Below are 15,336 nucleotides of genomic sequence, written 5' to 3' on the forward strand. Positions count from 1 at the left end.
TGGTCACCTTCGGTGACTACGGGGCGGTTCGGCCGGCCGAGGCGTACAAGCCGTGGGTGGGGCCCGGCGGTGGTTCCTCACCCGCCTGCGGCGGGTGTTTCTGCTGTTCAGAGCGGTTTGGGGAGGTTGGTGGTGAGGCCGTCCCAAGGGATTTCGCCGCTGGCCCCTGCGGGGCCGACGGCTCCCGGACGAGGACTGACACCCTCTCACCGGTCACAGTATGCACAGGCCGAGAGGGACTGTCCAGCGGCTGGCGGGCCCGAGACAACGACCACACTCCGTACAACACCACCAGCATACCCGACAGCAGGAGGTCTAAACCAATGACAAGACCAACAACGAGAGAAACAGGGTGTACGGCCGGACATCCGGCGACCCCATTCGGCACAGGAATGCCAAAACCGCACCCAGGGAAGAGACCTGACTTACCGCCAGAAACCAGACCCAGCAGCCCGTATGACGAAACCGCAAAAACCCTCGGATTCACGCCGACTGACTCCACGAAACACCCCGCATACACAATACGCATAAACCCCGAATACGCATATCGCATACCGCCTCATGCGGAAAACGAATACGGCCGGGACGGAAACCACCGCCCGTGCGAGGGCGGGGCGAGGGGCGCCAGAACGGCGTGCGGGGCCTCCATGGAGACGGAGGGGCAAAGGGACGGGACCGGACAGCGGCCCTCGCCCGGAGAGCCGGGCGAGGGCCGGTGGATGGCCGGCCCGCGCGCGTCCGGGGGGATGGTCCGCGCGTGCCCGGTCCAGGAAGTGTCCACTTCACTCCGCCGCACCACCTACCCCAGCCCACGCCACACACACCCACCGTCCCGAACGGTTTTCTCCCAGGCGCCCGGCGAAAGGCGGGGCCGGGTCACATGGGTGCGTCACACCTCGGCTGGGACGGGGATCGGGAGGCGTAGGCGCAGGTGGGAGATCGTCTGTCACACGAGCGGGTACGAGCCAGCCCGCAGCGGAGCGGTGGCCCGTGACAGGCGGCAAGCGGCACGGAGCAAGGCCGGGCGAGCGTCATCGAGCGCGTCAGCGAGGGCGGCAAGGCCGTCATGGGGGCGTCACCGACGGGACGCGGATGACACTGTTGGCGCTCTTCGAAAACGGCTCTGTCCGCACTTCCGTGAACGATCTCTCAGCACCCTCTCTGCTGGCCGGTCGGTACGATCGACAGGTGATGGACGAACCTGTGATAGAGCTGTCAGACGCTGAGGACCGCCGCGTCTGGGACCGCTTCTACAAGAAGTTCAGCTTCCAGCCGAGCACGAGTCCGTCCAAGTGGCCGGCCATCAAAGAGCCCGGTGCATCAGTCACATGGAGTCTGGCGACTCTTCCCGACGAACCTGACTATGAGCGTCTGGACCGCCTGGTCTCCGTCGTCGAGCAAGGACTGTCCTCCTGTGCCGGCCCGTCGGGCACTCTGTTCGCCCTCGACTGGCAGCACCCGTCGTACCGCTTCGCACCGCAAGAGGTCGGTGGTCCTGGGCAACCGACCTGGCCGTTGAGCCCGTATCCCGACGGGGATTACTTCATCTTCCTTGCAGAGGACTTCCGCTTCGGCAGCTTCGGACACCCCTGGGAAGAGTCTCTCTGCCTGTTCGGTGAGGAACTTCTCGACGTCGCGGCCACGGAGGTCGACAAGGTTCTTGGCCCGCCGATCCGCAGTTCAGGCAAGGCGGTAGGCCCCGCCTGAGCCTGGACCGGGCTCAGCGTCTCGCGAGAATGCGTGCCCGCAGCAGAGCGAATGTTGCGCGTCCGTACATGCTCCTCTTCAGCAGTTTCACGCGGCAGACGTGACCTTCGACAACGCCTGAGCTGTAGGGCAGGGTCAGGCCGGCCGTCACCGCGTCGAAGTCCTGCCGCAGAAAGCTGCCGAACGATCGGAGGGGCCCAATCGGGGATTGCTCGGCCTCTCGGATCCAAAGCCCGAGCATCGCCCCGCGGCGGTGCCGCACCAGATCGGTGAAGGCACGCGCAAGATTGCACGAGTGCAGAGGCTTCCCGGCGTGGTGCTATTTTTGGTCGAAATTTGTCGGAGAGGTGAGTGAGTTGGCGGACGGTGCCCTGCGGCGCGCTGCTGTCGTGGCCCTCGGCGAGCTCGCTCGAAGCAGCGACTTTGGGGACCGTGCGGACGCTGGTCGTGGCCTCGCGGGCTTTGCCGAGATGGAGGAAGCTGTCGGTCCGCTGCTGGAGCTGGTGCTCGACCGCGAGGACACCTTCGTCACACGGGCGACCGCAGAAGCCTTGCTCAGACGGCATGACAGCGCCGGGCTCAGGGTCGTCGCGTCAGCGCTGGCAGTCGCCAGCCCGAACCATAGCGACTGGATCCACACCGCGACCCTCGATGCGTTTGCCATCTACGCCACCGACCGCGACGACGCGGTGCGGCTTTGCGAGGCGCTCACGCGGGATACTGACGAGCACGTCACCCTGGGAGCTCGCGAGCTCCACGACAGCCTGTCCGGGATCGACTGCGTTCTTCATCCCGCATAGCGCAGGAGGCGCACGGTGCCGTGGACGCCCTCGAAGAGGGCGATCGGTGACCGCGATGCAGTCAAACAGCCGAGCTCATCGCCACCCTTCAACCGAACGCATTATCACCCTGTGCGACGGCTCCCCAAGATCTGTGCCAGAACCCACCTCTCACCTACGCAGCCAGGCCCGATGACGGCGGGGCCGTTCCCAGGTCTGGGAACGGCCCCGCCGTCATGTCTGGGCGGCCCGGCGGTACTGCCCCCGGAGGGTGAACCCCCTGGGCGCCGGGCCTCGCCCGCGCACGCCATATCGGCACGGGCTGGCCCCGACCCCTATCCGGGCCGGCCGGGTGCGGCGCCGGGGTCGGCAGGGCCGTCTCCGAGGGGGCGGCGGCCGGTGCGCGGTGGAGGCGGGGTGGTGTCGGGAGCGGCGGTCCACTCCCCGGCAGCGAGGACGGCGGCAATACGGGCCCACCGGTCGGACGGAAGCCGGTCGGGGACGTCGGAGCCGGAACCGAGCGGACGGCGGTGTGGTGCGGTGCTCACCCCACCCCAGTCTCCCGCCCCGTGGCGGAGTGTCAGAAATTTCTGACACCCGCGGCCCAGACGCGTCTGCCGCCCGCCCCGCGAAAGAGGAAGGAGAACCCTCTCCTGCCTTCCGCAGGAGAGGTGTCGGCGCGGAGATCGACTGACCCACGGTCGGTGACCTGCACGAACGCGAGGCACGGCTGAAGGGGCCCGCAACCGGTGGCGCAACTTATGGCGCAACGGGTGGTGCAACCTGGCGCGGGGGCTGGTGGCTGCCTGTGCCTCGCAGCGATAGATGACATCTCGCAGCCCAAACTGTCACCGCACCGCCGTTCGCCCCGATGACGGTCCCGACGTCCGCGCGAAGCGCCAGGTCATCGGCTCGCACCTCCGCCGGGCCTGGTGACAACCGGTCTGCGAAATCGGCGCTGGTGACGACAGGCTCGCGCATTCGGTGACGAGTACCGCTGAAAATCCGACGCCGCACCGCAGGCCGGCCGCCATCGCCGGTGTCATCTATCGCCGCGAGGCACAGGGAGGCACCCACCTGCGCCCCGCGCCGGACGGGCGGCACGAGGCAGAGGGCCCGGGGCAGGGCGGGCGGCGCCCCGACGCGCGAGGAACAGCCCGGCCGGAGGGGGCGGGTGGAGGAGTGACCCAAAGACTGACCCTCGCAGGTCACAGCGGTGCAGGCCGCGGCTTGGCGAGGCCGGTGGTAAGCGTGGTGGCAAGTCCGGCAGCAAGCACGACCAAGATCATTCTTGCCCCATTGTCCAAACGGCCCGCTCCCCTTGCGGGACTTGGGAGCAGCACGCCGCAAGGGGCGGCACCCGAGCGGGTACCGCCCCTGCGGACGGGTCACGAGCAGGTCGCGGCGGCGCAGCTCTGGGCCGGGGTCAGGGGATGTCGCCTGTCCGCTCGTCAGCGGCCCGGGGCGCCGGGGGCTACGTGTCGGCGTACTCGTCGAAGTACCCAATCAGGTACGGACGAACATACCCAGCCAGCCGGCCGCCACCTGGGCCGTGCGCCTTCTTCCCGGAGCGCTGGCCAGGGTTCGTGATGCGAGCCGGAGCCAGGGATGATCGCCTTGTGATGAGAGGTGTCTTTGACGATGTCCCTGTGACTGCGCTCTTTCCTTTCCTGACGGCTGCGGATGTGGAGTCGTTGCGTCAGGTGGCCGGCATGGTCGACGCGGCTCGTGCAGACAGAGCCCCAGCAGATTGGGAATGGGCCCTGGAACACGCCGTCTTCCCGGGCGCACAGCAGAGCACGCCGATCGTCTTCGGGCTGGATGTCATCCAGCATGCCGGGGGAGGCGACCAGCTGGAGTTCTTGCTTCAGGTGGTATGGGTCGACCCAGGTCGGCTCGCTGTCGATGCGGCGGTGAACGTGGCCTGCTGGTGCGAGACCGACCACGCCACCCACGACGTCGACACCTTCAGGCTCGTGGTCGACGAAAAGACCCCGCTGCCTGAAGCTTTCCTCGCCGGCGCAGTACGTCTGGCTGGCTGGCTGGCCGATCCTCACGACGCCGACCACTGGCGGGCTACAGCGAGCCTGCCTTCCCGGGTGATCGACTGAAGGCACAAATGCCGGGCACGTTCGTCTGTACCTGACTGGGTACGTTCACGCATACGCCGACACACGGTGACCAACGGGACCGCTACCCCGGGGCCATCCCCGCGCGAGCGGGGAGCAGTCTTCCTGACCAGCAGTTCTACCCCACACCAGCCACCCCACAAGCAACTTTCACCGAAACAGACAAAACACCCGCCACTCCCCTGCCAACCATCCCCTCGCAAGCGAGGGAGCAGCTCGAGCGGCACCTGGGCCCCGGCCATGCCGGCAGGCCATCCCCGCGCGAGCGGGGAGCAGACGCCGAGGGCGAGGGACTACCGGCGGCGCGGGGGTCCATCCCCACGGGCACGGGGAGCAGGGGGCGAGCCGGGCCCGCATGACGCGGCGCCCGGGGCCATCCCCGCACAGGCGGGGAGCAGTCGGCGACGATCAGGGCGGGGACGATCGGCCCGGGGCCATCCCCGCACAGGCGGGAAGCAGCCGTCCCGGCGGAAGTCGCGGAGGAAGGACCCGGGGCCATCCCCGCGCGAGCGGGGAGCAGCTGGAGTCGGCGTCCACGGTGAAGCCGCCGAAGGGGCCATCCCCGCGCAAGCGGGGAGCAGTCGACCGCGACGAACGGGTCGTCGTCCCGAGTGGGGCCATCCCCGCGCGAGCGGGGAGCACCGGATCTGCCAGAGGCCCACGCAGCCGAGTTCGGGTCCATCCCCGCGGGCGCGGGGAGCACCAGGTGTCCGGGTGCCCGAGAACGGTGAGGTCGGGTCCATCCCCGCGGGCGCGGGGAACACCTTCCTGACCTGCAGTTCTACCCGACGGCAGCCACATCCCAAGCAACTTTCACCGAAACAGACAAACCACCCATCACCCCTCCCGCGCCAGCCCAGAACAGCGACCCAAGCGACCGAGACTCGAGCACCTGGCTTTATCGAGCAGTTGCGGCTCTGGCACACATTCCGTGATTGGTGACAATCCGTCACTACTGCCGGGCGAGCGGGGAGCGTGGTGCTTGCCGGTGGCGGGTGTCATGATCGGCTGGGGCCGGCTGAAAGTGCAGAGATGGGGAGAGCGAGTGGAGAAGTTCACCGTCGAGCCGCTTCGGATGGTCGACTTCGTGGAGCACGTGCGGCGCCGCCCGGCAGGGTATTTCCTGGTTGAGCGGGGCAGCCCTGAGCTTCCCACCGAGGTGCTGCGGGCGGTGGCCTGGGATGCGCTGCACCGTCGCGACGGCAGGCATGGGCAGATCAGTGTCGAGATCGGATCTGATCTCAGCTTCACAGTGGAGAGCGACCAGCGGCCCAGCTCTGATGAGCGGGAGAGGTATCTTCCAGAATTCTTCGGTTCCCTGCTCGACATGTTCGACATGGAGCGTTGGGCACCCTCCGCAGCCGCCGCTCTCAGCGTCCGCACGGTCATCGAGGTGTGGCTGGATGGTTGCGGCTATCGCCAGGAGCTGGTCGGGATGGACCCGACCGGCTCCAGGGAAGAGTTCGTAGCGCCGAAACCTTTCGGGACCTGGATCACGTTCCACCTCGATCCTTCATTCTGCGGTTCGGGCGAGGCCATTGCCTGGGCGCTGAGGCCCGAAGAGCTGCACGGGGAAACGTGCAGGGAACATCCCTCACCCACGACGTTTCCGATTCGCGATCTTCGCGCGGAGGCTGAGGAGTCACTCAGCAAGTAGGACTCGTTTTCGCAGGAGGTCGAAGCCGGCGCGGCCGAACATCTGGCGCTTGAGCATCTTGATCCGGTTGACGTGTCCTTCGACCACGCCTGAGTTCCAGGGCAGAGTGAGGCCGGCGATGACGGCGTCGCGGTCGCGGTCGATGCCTGCGGCGAGGGTGTGGAGGCTGGGAAGATCGTCCTGGCGGACGGCGTCGAGCCATTCGGGAAGTCGTCGCCCTTGGCGTTCGGTGAGCATCTTGGCGAAGGACCGGACGTGGCCGGTGAGGGCTTCGAGTTCGGGGCAGTTGGCCAGCACGGCCTTGAGCCGGAGCTGCTCGACTTCCGTGAGCGTTTCCGGGCGGCTGAGGATCCATCTGGCCACCTGGCGGGGTGCCGGGGGTTGTGCGGTGATCGGCCGGGGTGACGTGCGCTTCTTCCGGATGTAGGCGCTGACGATGCCGTAGCTGCCCTTGTAACCAAGCGGGATGATCTCCTCCCAGAGTTTCCAGGCGTTGGTGCGGCCCTCGTTCCAGCGCTCGTCGAGGTAGGGCTTGTACTCGTCCAGCGCGGAAGCCCGGTTGAACTGGTACTGACCGGTGAAGAGGTCCTCCGGTCTGGCCGCATCGGCAAGGCTTTTGACGGTGCGATGCGTCATGTGGAGTTGGCGGCCGATGGAACGGCGGCTGTGGCCGGCTTCCAGCATCGCGTGGACGGTGGCGTGTCTGGTTCGGATGCGGTTGGCGAACCGGTCGCTCTTCCACGGCGAGGCGGGGTCCACCACGGAGGGTGCGGACCCGTCGGATCCTTCCTCGACCGGTTCGGGGACCAGGACGCGTAAGCACTGGCGGTGGCGGGCGACAGCTCGCTCGGCGGCCTCGCTGAGGTTGTGCCACAGATGCCACCGGTCAGCGACCTGAACCGCCTGAGGCGCCCCGACCGAAGCGCCTTCGGCGAAGAACGGAGCCCGGTCCCGGCAGACCACCTCGATGCCTGGCCGCTTCGCCAGCCACTCGGCCAGGCTGGACGCCTCCCGGTCAGGCAGAAGGTCCACGGGCCTGCGGGTCTCGCAGTCGACCAGCACGGTGCCGTAGACGTGGCCCTTGCGCGTGGCGTACTCATCGACGCCGACCACCCGCGGTGCCGAAACGTTGGGCTCAGGTAGTGCCGCGACGAACCGCAGCACCGTGCTGCGGCTGACGGGCACTCCGAACACGCCCGCCATCCGGGCGCCGGCTCGGCCTGCGAGGGCGAGGCCCACCAGGGCCAGGGTCGATCGCAGCCGTTCGGTCCACCGGCTGTATCTCCTGGTCAGGCCCGGCATCTGCTCGACGAACGTTCGCCGCCCGCATGCGGCATCTGAACAGAAGAACCTGCGGACGCGCAGGCACAGAACGACCCGTCGTCCTGCGCTGGGCACATCAGCGGGAAACCGCAGGTAGGAGCTGTGTATTCGGCTTGAAGAGCACCCACAGCTCGGACATAGCGCCTCGTCGGTCGTACGGCGGGCCTCGACGCGTACCACCTCGTCGCACACGTCCACCGACAGCACCGACACGTCCGCGACCGACGGGAACAGCAGAGCTTCCAGCCGGAGCAATCCCTCTTCCACGACGTCGAACTGTCGGCCACCCCAGGATCAGCCCCGATCGTTTTCAGGCAACTTCCCAGAAGCCGCCGCAGACGGCGGCCGTTACTCAACGTGTGCGCTTCACGGAAACTGAGCCAGAACCGCAGTTGCGACGTCGCTTGTCGATGGGTTTGGGAGGCGCCCTGTTCCACGGATGGGTGATGTCGACGAGTTTGGGAGGCACTGGGGTTCTTGCCAGGGCAGCATCGGGATGCTCCTGGTGAAAGGTGCTGGTCATGCCGCGGATGTCGAAGGTCGAGCTGTACGCGGCGATCCGGCGTGACCACCGTGGCGGCATGTCGATGCGGGAGCTTGAGCGCAAGCACGGTGTGACGTGGCGGACGGTGCGAAAGGCATTGGACTCGTCGTGGCCGGAGCCGCGCAAGAAGCTGTCGCCGCGGGCGACCGGGCTGGACCGCTACAAGCCGGTGATCGACGAGATCCTGCGGGCGGACCTGGACGCGCCGCGCAAGCAGCGGCACACGGTCACCCGGATCTTCCACCGGCTGGTCGAGGAACACGGCGCCGACGTCTCCTACGGGATGGTCCGCTACTACGTGGCGGCCCGGAAGCCCGAGATCCTGGTCGAGTCGGGCAAGGCCCCGCTTGAGGCGTTCGTCCCGCAGACTCACCAGCCCGGTCATGAGGCGGAGGTCGACTTCGGTGACGTGACGATCCGCCTCGCCGGCGAACTGGTGACCTGCTACTTGTTCTCCTTCCGCCTGTCGTATTCAGGCAAGGCCGTCCACCGCGTGTTCGCTTCGGCCGGCCAGGAAGCCTTCTTCGAAGGCCACGTTCACGCGTTGCGGTCGCTGGGCGGGGTCCCGCGGGTCAAGGCCCGAGCTCGGCTACATGGAACTCGACCGCCACGGCGCCGAACTCCTCTTCCAGGTTCTGACCGAGCGCGAGGAGAAGAACAGCGTCGCGATCGCCTCGAACGAGTCGTTCGGCGGCTGGACCAAGACCTTCACCGACCCCAGGCTCTGCGCGGCCATCGTCGACCGGCTCACGTTCAACGGCACCATCATCGAGACCGGCACTGACTCCTACCGCCTCGCCTCCACCCGAGCCCAAGCGGAGCGAGCAGCCGGCTGAAAGGCTGAGCAGCTGCGTCATGAGGCGTTGGCGGGGTTCCAGCTTCGATCTCCCGCAGCAGTTCCCCGTCATCGTCATAGAGCTCAAGGCTGAACCGCAGGCCGAACCGGGTCAGCAGCGCAGCCAGCTCCTCGAAACGTTGAGGATCGACAACTCCGTTCAGGAGTGTGTCCCCGTCGGTCGGGTCGATCTCGATGCGGCACCAGCTGGTCTCGACCTCATACGACTCCCACGACGAGCCTGATTGGGAGTTCCAGCCAGCCCCGATGAACCGCTCGGCCACCAGCGATGCACTCGGGGCTCCTGCCAGGCCACCACACACATTGTTGTTGATCTCAAGCCAGACGGGATCGAGCGGCTGTCCCTCATCGGATATGTCCACAGCTGGATTATGAAGCAGACCCCGCAACCCGCGATCGCACACGCTATCGACATCAAAACTCGTCGATGTTGATCACTGCACACCGGGCCCCACGCCTCCCGAACTCCTCGACAAACGACTCCCCAAGAAGTCGTCATAGCCAGACCAGCCCACCACGCGCGGCGAGCGGATGCCGATCACCGTGGCGAGGTAGAGCCAGGTCGTGCCGACGGCGGCGTAGGTGATGTCACCGCACCACCTGGTATTCAGGGCGTCCGCGGTGAAGTCGCGCACCACCAGGTCCGGCACGGGCGGCGCGGTCCTGTCCGCGATCGTCGTCCGCTTCTTCTTCCGCAGATGCCGGCCGACGATGTCGTTGACCCGCATCAGCCGGGTCACGCGCTTGCGGTTGATCCGCCGTCCCCTCGCACGCGGCTCGGCATGGACGCGCGGGGCACCATAGGCGCCATCGTGCTCGGCGTGGATGGCGCGGATCTCGCTGATGGTCCGCTTCTCCTCTGCCTGGCGCTCGGCGCAGGCCTGCTTGGTGGCCAGATGGCGGTAGTAGCCGGCGCGGGATGCCCCGAGCACCCGGCAGATCGCTTGACGCCGAAGTCGGCGCGGTGGTTGGAGATGAAGTCCCCTCGGCGAGGGCCCACTTCACCTCCCGAGCGAAATACGCGGCCGCCCGGCGCAGGATCTCGCGTTCGAGGTGCCACTCTTCCTCGGCCTTCAGCAGCCGGGCGTTCTCCGCCCGCAGCCGGGCCGGCTCCTCCGCCTCGCCGCCCGTGTCACGGCGTCCGGGCACGGCCTGGTTCTCGTCCTTGCGCACCCCGCGTCCGCAGCGACTCCGCGGTGATGCCCAGATCCGTAGCCACCGCCGCGTACGTCCGCTTCCCGGCCGCGGCACGGTAGAGCGCGACCGCGTCCTTCCTGAACTCCTCCGGATACGGAGACCTGTGTCCCACCTGGACATCCCTCCCCGGACCATCAAGATCCATTGTCAGGGTGTCCACTCCACAGGATCAGCCTCACTCACGCCGGTGGCCCGCGAGGGGCCGCCCGGGCGGACGAAGCAGGCGGCCCCGCCTCCGCCCCGGGCGATCCTCGTTCGGCGGCCGGCGGCGCCTCGTGCCCGTTCGAGCCGTGCTGGACGGCCCTGTCGGCGCCCGCACGTCGGAGTTGCTCAGCGGGTCGCGTAATAAAGGGCGTTGTGAGCGGTGTCCGGAACATAGAGCACATCGTGGCCGTCGGAGTTCCGGCGTACCGCGAGCCGGTCCGCGGTCACGCCCGGGGTGACGGAGAGGGCGGTCCAGGTCCCGTCCGCCGACTGGGTCGCGGAGAAGGCCCGGTCGGTGCCCGAGGCGGTCACGTAGTAGATCCGCTTGGTGTCCGTCTCGTCCCAGGTGATGCCGAGCGCGCTCGCGGTCTGTCCGCCGGCGTACACGGTCTTGCCGACCCAGCCGCCACCGCTCGGGTAGGCGTAGTACACGCGGAAGTGGCCACCGCTGTCCGCCGAACGGTAGCGGTAGGCGATCTTCGGAGTGGAGCCGTCGAGGGTGAGCTTGGCGCTCTGCACCGCCGGCCCGGTGTACGCGTTGTCGGCGCTCCACTCCTCGCCCGCGGTGAGGTCCTGGACGACGTCGGAGGTGGCGGGCGTGACCGGTGTGGTGACGGTGGTGTTCGCACTGTCCGCGAAGGCGCCGGTCGACGGGTCGTAGGACAGGTACGAGAGCTGGTGGCGGAACGCGGTCGCCGGCGCCTTCGCCCACTCGTAGAGGAGGTGTACGCGGCCGGAGACGTCCACCGTGAGGTCGTCGGGGTACACGGAGCGGTACAGCGCGCTCGCGAAGGTCGCGACGACGCTCCAGCGGGAGGCGGCGTTGTCCCAGCGGTACAGCTTGCCGGGGCGCCGGTCGGAGGTGGCGCCGACGCGGGCGGCCAGGTACAGGTCGCCGTTAGGGGCGGTGGTGACGATCGGGTAGGTGATGCCCACGTCCTGGTCGGGCAGTTCGGACGCGTGGTCGGTGACGTCCCCGCCGGGGGCCTCGGTGCGGAAGTAACGCCAGGGGTTGGCGTGCATGGAGGTGAAGACGTGCAGGCGCCCGCTGCCGTCGCGGGCGACCGACGGCTGGTTGTGGCCGTTGTCGTCGGGGAACTCGGCCTGCTGTCCGTCCCCGTTCAGCAGCGGCAGCCGGCTCCAGACGCCGTCCGGGTCGCGCCGTGCGATGGCGGGCCGGTGCGTAGCTGCCGTCGAACCCGGCTCGTTGAAGGCGAAGTACGTGTACTGTCCGCGGCCTTCGTAGGTGGCGACGGGCGTCCACCAGGCGGCCTGGTTCGACGCGTCCATCGCGTACGGGACCTTCTCGATCACGGTCGCCGCGACCGCCGTGGTGTGCTCGGTGCCGGCCCCGGCGGCCGGGGCCGGCAGGAGGAGGGCGGCCAGGGCCGCGGCCGCGGCCGTGTACGTGCGGAGCAGGTGACGTCGCAAGATGAGCCCCTTCGCGGGTGCGGGTGCGGGTGCGGGCGTGGCGGATGACGCGCACGGCATCGGCCGGGGAGCCGGTCGGCGCGGTCTTCGTGCGGGGTGGGGGCGCGGACGGGGCCCGGCGACGCCTGCGGCGTTCACCGGGTCCGGGCCGCGGCGCCCGGTCTCAGCGCTTGATGAGCGCGGCGGTGTCCTCGCCGGCCTGCTTCATCGCGTCCTTGGGCTTCGCCGTGCCGACGAGGACCGCCTGTACCTGCTTGGCGATGGCCTCCTCGATCTGGGCGCTCTGCGCGAACTGCCAGAACGGGCTGCCGGTCGCCGTTCTGGTGATCTTCCGGGTCCACTCCGTGGTGAACGCGTCCTTGGCGACCTCGGGGGCGGCGAGACCCGCGGTGGTGGACGGCGGCAGGGCGCGGGCGGCAAAGTACTCGGAGGTGGTGGCCCGGTCGGTGGTGGTGTGCAGCGCGAACCGGGTGGCCGCGTTCTGCCCCTTGCCCTTCACGATCGCGATCACGCCGCCCCACAGCAGCGCCTGCGGCGTGTCGCCGGCCTTGAGCACCGGACGTTCCATGGGCTGCATGGCGTCGGCCAGCGTCTTGTCCTTGGACTGGGCGGAGGTCACGCCCTTCCCGATGATCGCGTCGTCGTAGAAGGCGGCCTTGCCCTGTCCGAACAGGGCGCGCGCGTCGAAGCGGTCCACGTCGGCAGCGATCAGCTTCTCGTCGTGCAGCTTCTTGTACCAGGTGACGGCGTCGACGGAGGCGTCGTCGCCTATCGTGACCTTCCCGCCGTCGAGCATCGTGCAGCCGAAGGTCTGCATCCAGGGGAAGATGTCCTTGAGCTGCGCGACCTTGGTGGCGGCCGCGTACGGCACGACGCCGCCGCCGAGCCCCTTGAGTTCCCGCAGCGCGGCCTCGAACTCCTCGACGGTGGTGGGGTGCTTCTTGATGCCCGCCTTCTCCAGGAGCTTGGAATTGGCGATCACACCGATCGATCCGGTGTTCCACGGCAGCCCGTACTGCTTGCCGTCGTAGACGCCGCTCTTGAGGGCCACGTCCGTGTACCCGGCCTCAGCGGCCACCGATCCGAGGTCGAGCAGCTTGCCCATCTGGGCCATCGCGGCGAGCCAGGCGATGTCCAGGTGCACCGCGCCTGTCGTCTCGCCGCCGCCCAGCTTGAGGGTGAGCTGGCTCAGGTACTCGTTGTAGGGGTACGAGACCGCGCGGACGGTCGACTTCTCGGCCTTCTCCCACGCCGTGATGATCTTCTCGATCGAAGGCTTGGCGGCCTCCTCGTTGAGCGACCAGGAGGTGAAGTCGAAGTCCTTGGACTTCGGGTCGCCGCCGTTGGACGGGGAGCCCGCACCGGACGGCGCGCAGGCGCCGAGCGCGCCGGCGCCCGCTGCACCGAGCGCGCCGAGGCCGAACATGCGCAGCGCCGCGCGCCGACTGATGCCAGAGGTGGTCATGATTCTCTCCATGGGGAGTGTGCGGGAGGGGGTGCGTGGAAGGGGGCGGGCCGAACCCGCGGGTTCAGCTCTTGACCGAGCCGGCGGTCATGCCGCCGACCAGGTAGCGCTGCAGGAACATGAAGGCGACGATCACCGGGACTGACACCACGAGCGAGGCCGCCATCAGTTGGGGCCACGCGGTCTGGAACTCGCCGATGTAGGTGGAGACGAGCCCGGGGGGCAGGGTCTGCTTCTCCTTGCCGGCCAGGGTCAGCGCGAAGACGAAGTCGTTCCAGCCGCGCACGAAGGCGAAGAGCCCGGCGGCGATCATCCCCGGTGCGGCCAGCGGCGCCACGATGGAGTGCAAGGTCCGCCATCGGGAAGCGCCGTCGATGGACGCGGCTTCCAGCAGGGCGTCCGGGATGGTGTCGAAGATGCCCTTCAGCATCCAGACGCACAGCGGCATGGTGAACGTCGTGAAGGAGAGCACCAGGGCGGAGTACGTGTTGAGCATGCCGAGGCTGGAGAAGACGGTGTACAGCGTCACCAGGAGGAGTGCCTGGGGGAACATCTGGGAGGCCAGCACCAGGTGCATCAGCGAGCGTCGTCCCCGGTAGCGGAACTTGGAGAACGAGTAGCCCATGTACGTGGCGACGATCACGCTCAGCACGGCGGTGATCGAGGCCACGATGAGCGAGTTGATCATGTAATTGATCAGCTGGTCGTTCTCGGCCAGGGCCGTGAAGTTGCCGAAGGTGAGATCGGTGGGTATCAGCTTCGGCGGGAACTGGAAGGTCGACTCGGGGGTGCTCAGCGCGGTGGCGAGCAGCCAGTAGACCGGCAGCAGGCCGAAGGCGCCGATGACGGCGACCGCGCTCCAGGCGGCGATCCGCGAGCGCAGCAGGTCCTTGCGCAGGGGGCGCCGGGTGCCGCGCCCGGCCCGCGTGGCGGACGGGCGCGGGCGGACGGCCGCGGGCACGGGGGTGGAGGTGGTGGAGGTCATCAGGCGTCGCCCTTCCGCTCGGTGATCCTGAGGTAGACGGCGACGAGGAGGAGCAGGAGCAGCATCCACAGTCCGCCCAGGGCGGTGGCCCGGCCGATGTCGAAGCCCTTGAACGCGGTCTGGTACACGGCGGTCGCGAACGTCTCGGTGGTACCGGCGGGCCCGCCGCCGGTGAGGACGTAGATGGTGTCGAAGTGCTGGAAGTTCCAGATGAACTCCAGCAGCAGCACGATAGAGGCGACGCCGCGGACCTGCGGCCAGGTGACGGCGAAGAAGCGCCGGATCGATCCCGCCCCGTCCATCGAGGCCGCCTCGTGCAGTTCCTTGGGCACGGTCTGCAGACCGGCCAGGAGCATCACCATCATCCAGGGGAAGCTGGCCCAGGTCTTGGTGACGATGACGGCAAGCATCGCAGTGCCGGGCCGGCCCAGCCAGGCCACGGACTCGTCGAGGATGCCGGCCTCCATGAGGAGGCCGTTGAGCACCCCGTAGTTCGCGTTGAAGATCCACATCCAGAGGAAGGAGACCACCACGCCCGGGATCACCCAGGGGAAGAGGAACAGGCCGCGCAGGAAGCCGCCGCCCTTGAGTCCGGTGTTCAGCGCGAGCGCGAGTGCGAAGCCGATCACGAAGGGGACGAGGGTGGCGCCGACGGTGAAGGTCAGCGTCTGCTCCAGGATGGTGAGGAAGTCGCCGTCCAGCCAGTAGGAGAAGTTGTCCAGTCCGACGAACTCGCGGCCCGGCAGCCGCAGGTCCTGCCTGAAGAAGCCCGTGAACAGCGCCGACAGCAGCGGGTAGCAGATGATCGCGGCGAACAGGGCGAGTCCCGGTGCGGCCAGCAGCAGGGCGAACGCACCGTTGGAGAGCCGCCCCCCGGTCTGCTCGCGCGGCGGGGGCGCCTTCTGGGGAGGTGCGGCCGTACTCATGGATCTGTCCTCTCACATGGTGGCGGGAGCGCCGAGGCCCTGGGGAGTGCCGCCACTTCGATGAATACAAGTTGCAGCATGCGGGATCGTTCTTCATATATTGCGATGGCGTCAACCCCTTTCATCGATGAAT

Annotated in this window: 11 protein-coding genes and 2 pseudogenes; 5 read left to right on the top strand and 8 right to left on the bottom strand. The window is 68.2% G+C overall.

Features of this window, described 5'->3' with window-relative positions; genetic code table 11:
- Positions 1-1,191: 1,191 nt before the first annotated feature.
- The gene (locus ACF1ED_RS35745) at positions 1,192-1,707 is read left to right on the top strand and encodes a DUF2716 domain-containing protein (RefSeq protein WP_391767575.1); all 516 of its coding nucleotides are present in this window, start codon (positions 1,192-1,194) and stop codon (positions 1,705-1,707) included.
- Positions 1,708-1,720: 13 nt separating this feature from the next.
- Here the strand turns inward: ACF1ED_RS35745 and ACF1ED_RS35750 are convergent, their stop codons facing one another.
- Positions 1,721-1,969, bottom strand: coding sequence for a transposase (locus ACF1ED_RS35750; RefSeq protein ID WP_391767534.1), 249 nt, complete (start codon positions 1,967-1,969; stop codon positions 1,721-1,723).
- A gap of 94 nt (positions 1,970-2,063) precedes the next feature.
- Here ACF1ED_RS35750 and ACF1ED_RS35755 point away from each other — a divergent pair, with 94 nt between their 5' ends.
- From ACF1ED_RS35755 to ACF1ED_RS35765, 3 genes are all read left to right on the top strand, one after another.
- On the top strand, positions 2,064-2,507 hold the full coding sequence (locus ACF1ED_RS35755; RefSeq protein ID WP_391767535.1) for a hypothetical protein: 444 nt from the start codon (positions 2,064-2,066) through the stop codon (positions 2,505-2,507).
- 1,628 nt (positions 2,508-4,135) lie between these two features.
- Positions 4,136-4,597 carry a hypothetical protein gene (locus ACF1ED_RS35760; RefSeq protein ID WP_391767536.1) on the top strand — a complete coding sequence of 154 codons (462 nt, stop codon included), beginning with the start codon at positions 4,136-4,138 and terminating at the stop codon, positions 4,595-4,597.
- 1,063 nt (positions 4,598-5,660) lie between these two features.
- Complete coding sequence (locus ACF1ED_RS35765) at positions 5,661-6,272, top strand: hypothetical protein (protein ID WP_391767537.1); 612 nt, start codon at positions 5,661-5,663, stop codon at positions 6,270-6,272.
- Here the strand turns inward: ACF1ED_RS35765 and ACF1ED_RS35770 are convergent.
- Positions 6,258-7,862, bottom strand: coding sequence for an ISL3 family transposase (locus tag ACF1ED_RS35770; RefSeq protein ID WP_391767538.1), 1,605 nt, complete (start codon positions 7,860-7,862; stop codon positions 6,258-6,260). The two genes, ACF1ED_RS35765 and ACF1ED_RS35770, sit on opposite strands and share 15 nt — an antisense overlap.
- 858 nt (positions 7,863-8,720) lie before the next feature.
- Between ACF1ED_RS35770 and ACF1ED_RS35775 the strand changes: the two are divergent.
- A pseudogene (locus tag ACF1ED_RS35775) lies at positions 8,721-8,975 on the top strand (ATP-binding protein); the annotation flags it as partial.
- On the opposite strand, the gene ACF1ED_RS35780 reads toward ACF1ED_RS35775, so the two are convergent.
- From ACF1ED_RS35780 to ACF1ED_RS35805, 6 genes and pseudogenes are all read right to left on the bottom strand, one after another.
- Positions 8,905-9,357 carry a hypothetical protein gene (locus tag ACF1ED_RS35780; RefSeq protein WP_391767539.1) on the bottom strand — a complete coding sequence of 151 codons (453 nt, stop codon included), beginning with the start codon at positions 9,355-9,357 and terminating at the stop codon, positions 8,905-8,907. The pseudogene ACF1ED_RS35775 and the gene ACF1ED_RS35780 sit on opposite strands and share 71 nt — an antisense overlap.
- Positions 9,358-9,498: 141 nt before the next feature.
- Positions 9,499-10,304: pseudogene (locus tag ACF1ED_RS35785) on the bottom strand (IS3 family transposase); the annotation flags it as partial.
- A gap of 218 nt (positions 10,305-10,522) precedes the next feature.
- Positions 10,523-11,827, bottom strand: coding sequence for a BNR-4 repeat-containing protein (locus ACF1ED_RS35790; RefSeq protein ID WP_391767540.1), 1,305 nt, complete (start codon positions 11,825-11,827; stop codon positions 10,523-10,525).
- A 163-nt stretch (positions 11,828-11,990) separates the two neighbouring features.
- Positions 11,991-13,292, bottom strand: a complete 1,302-nt coding sequence (locus ACF1ED_RS35795) for an extracellular solute-binding protein (protein ID WP_391767541.1) — start codon at positions 13,290-13,292, stop codon at positions 11,991-11,993.
- Between the two features lie 64 nt (positions 13,293-13,356).
- Complete coding sequence (locus ACF1ED_RS35800) at positions 13,357-14,277, bottom strand: carbohydrate ABC transporter permease (RefSeq protein ID WP_391767542.1); 921 nt, start codon at positions 14,275-14,277, stop codon at positions 13,357-13,359.
- Positions 14,277-15,203 (bottom strand): carbohydrate ABC transporter permease, encoded by a 927-nt coding sequence (locus ACF1ED_RS35805; RefSeq protein ID WP_391767543.1) that lies wholly within the window; start codon positions 15,201-15,203, stop codon positions 14,277-14,279. Before ACF1ED_RS35805 ends, ACF1ED_RS35800 begins: the two co-directional genes overlap by 1 nt.
- Positions 15,204-15,336: the final 133 nt, after the last annotated feature.

It is taken from the genome of Streptomyces sp. NPDC014656 (assembly GCF_043084305.1).
GTDB lineage: Bacteria > Actinomycetota > Actinomycetes > Streptomycetales > Streptomycetaceae > Streptomyces.

What these genes read in the sequence shown, in the direction of transcription:
- ACF1ED_RS35745 (WP_391767575.1), top strand. Translation starts at nt 1,192, where the DNA reads ATGGACGAACCTGTGATAGAGCTGTCAGACGCTGAGGACCGCCGCGTC.
- ACF1ED_RS35795 (WP_391767541.1), bottom strand. Translation starts at nt 13,292, where the DNA reads ATGACCACCTCTGGCATCAGTCGGCGCGCGGCGCTGCGCATGTTCGGC.
- ACF1ED_RS35800 (WP_391767542.1), bottom strand. Translation starts at nt 14,277, where the DNA reads ATGACCTCCACCACCTCCACCCCCGTGCCCGCGGCCGTCCGCCCGCGC.
- ACF1ED_RS35805 (WP_391767543.1), bottom strand. Translation starts at nt 15,203, where the DNA reads ATGAGTACGGCCGCACCTCCCCAGAAGGCGCCCCCGCCGCGCGAGCAG.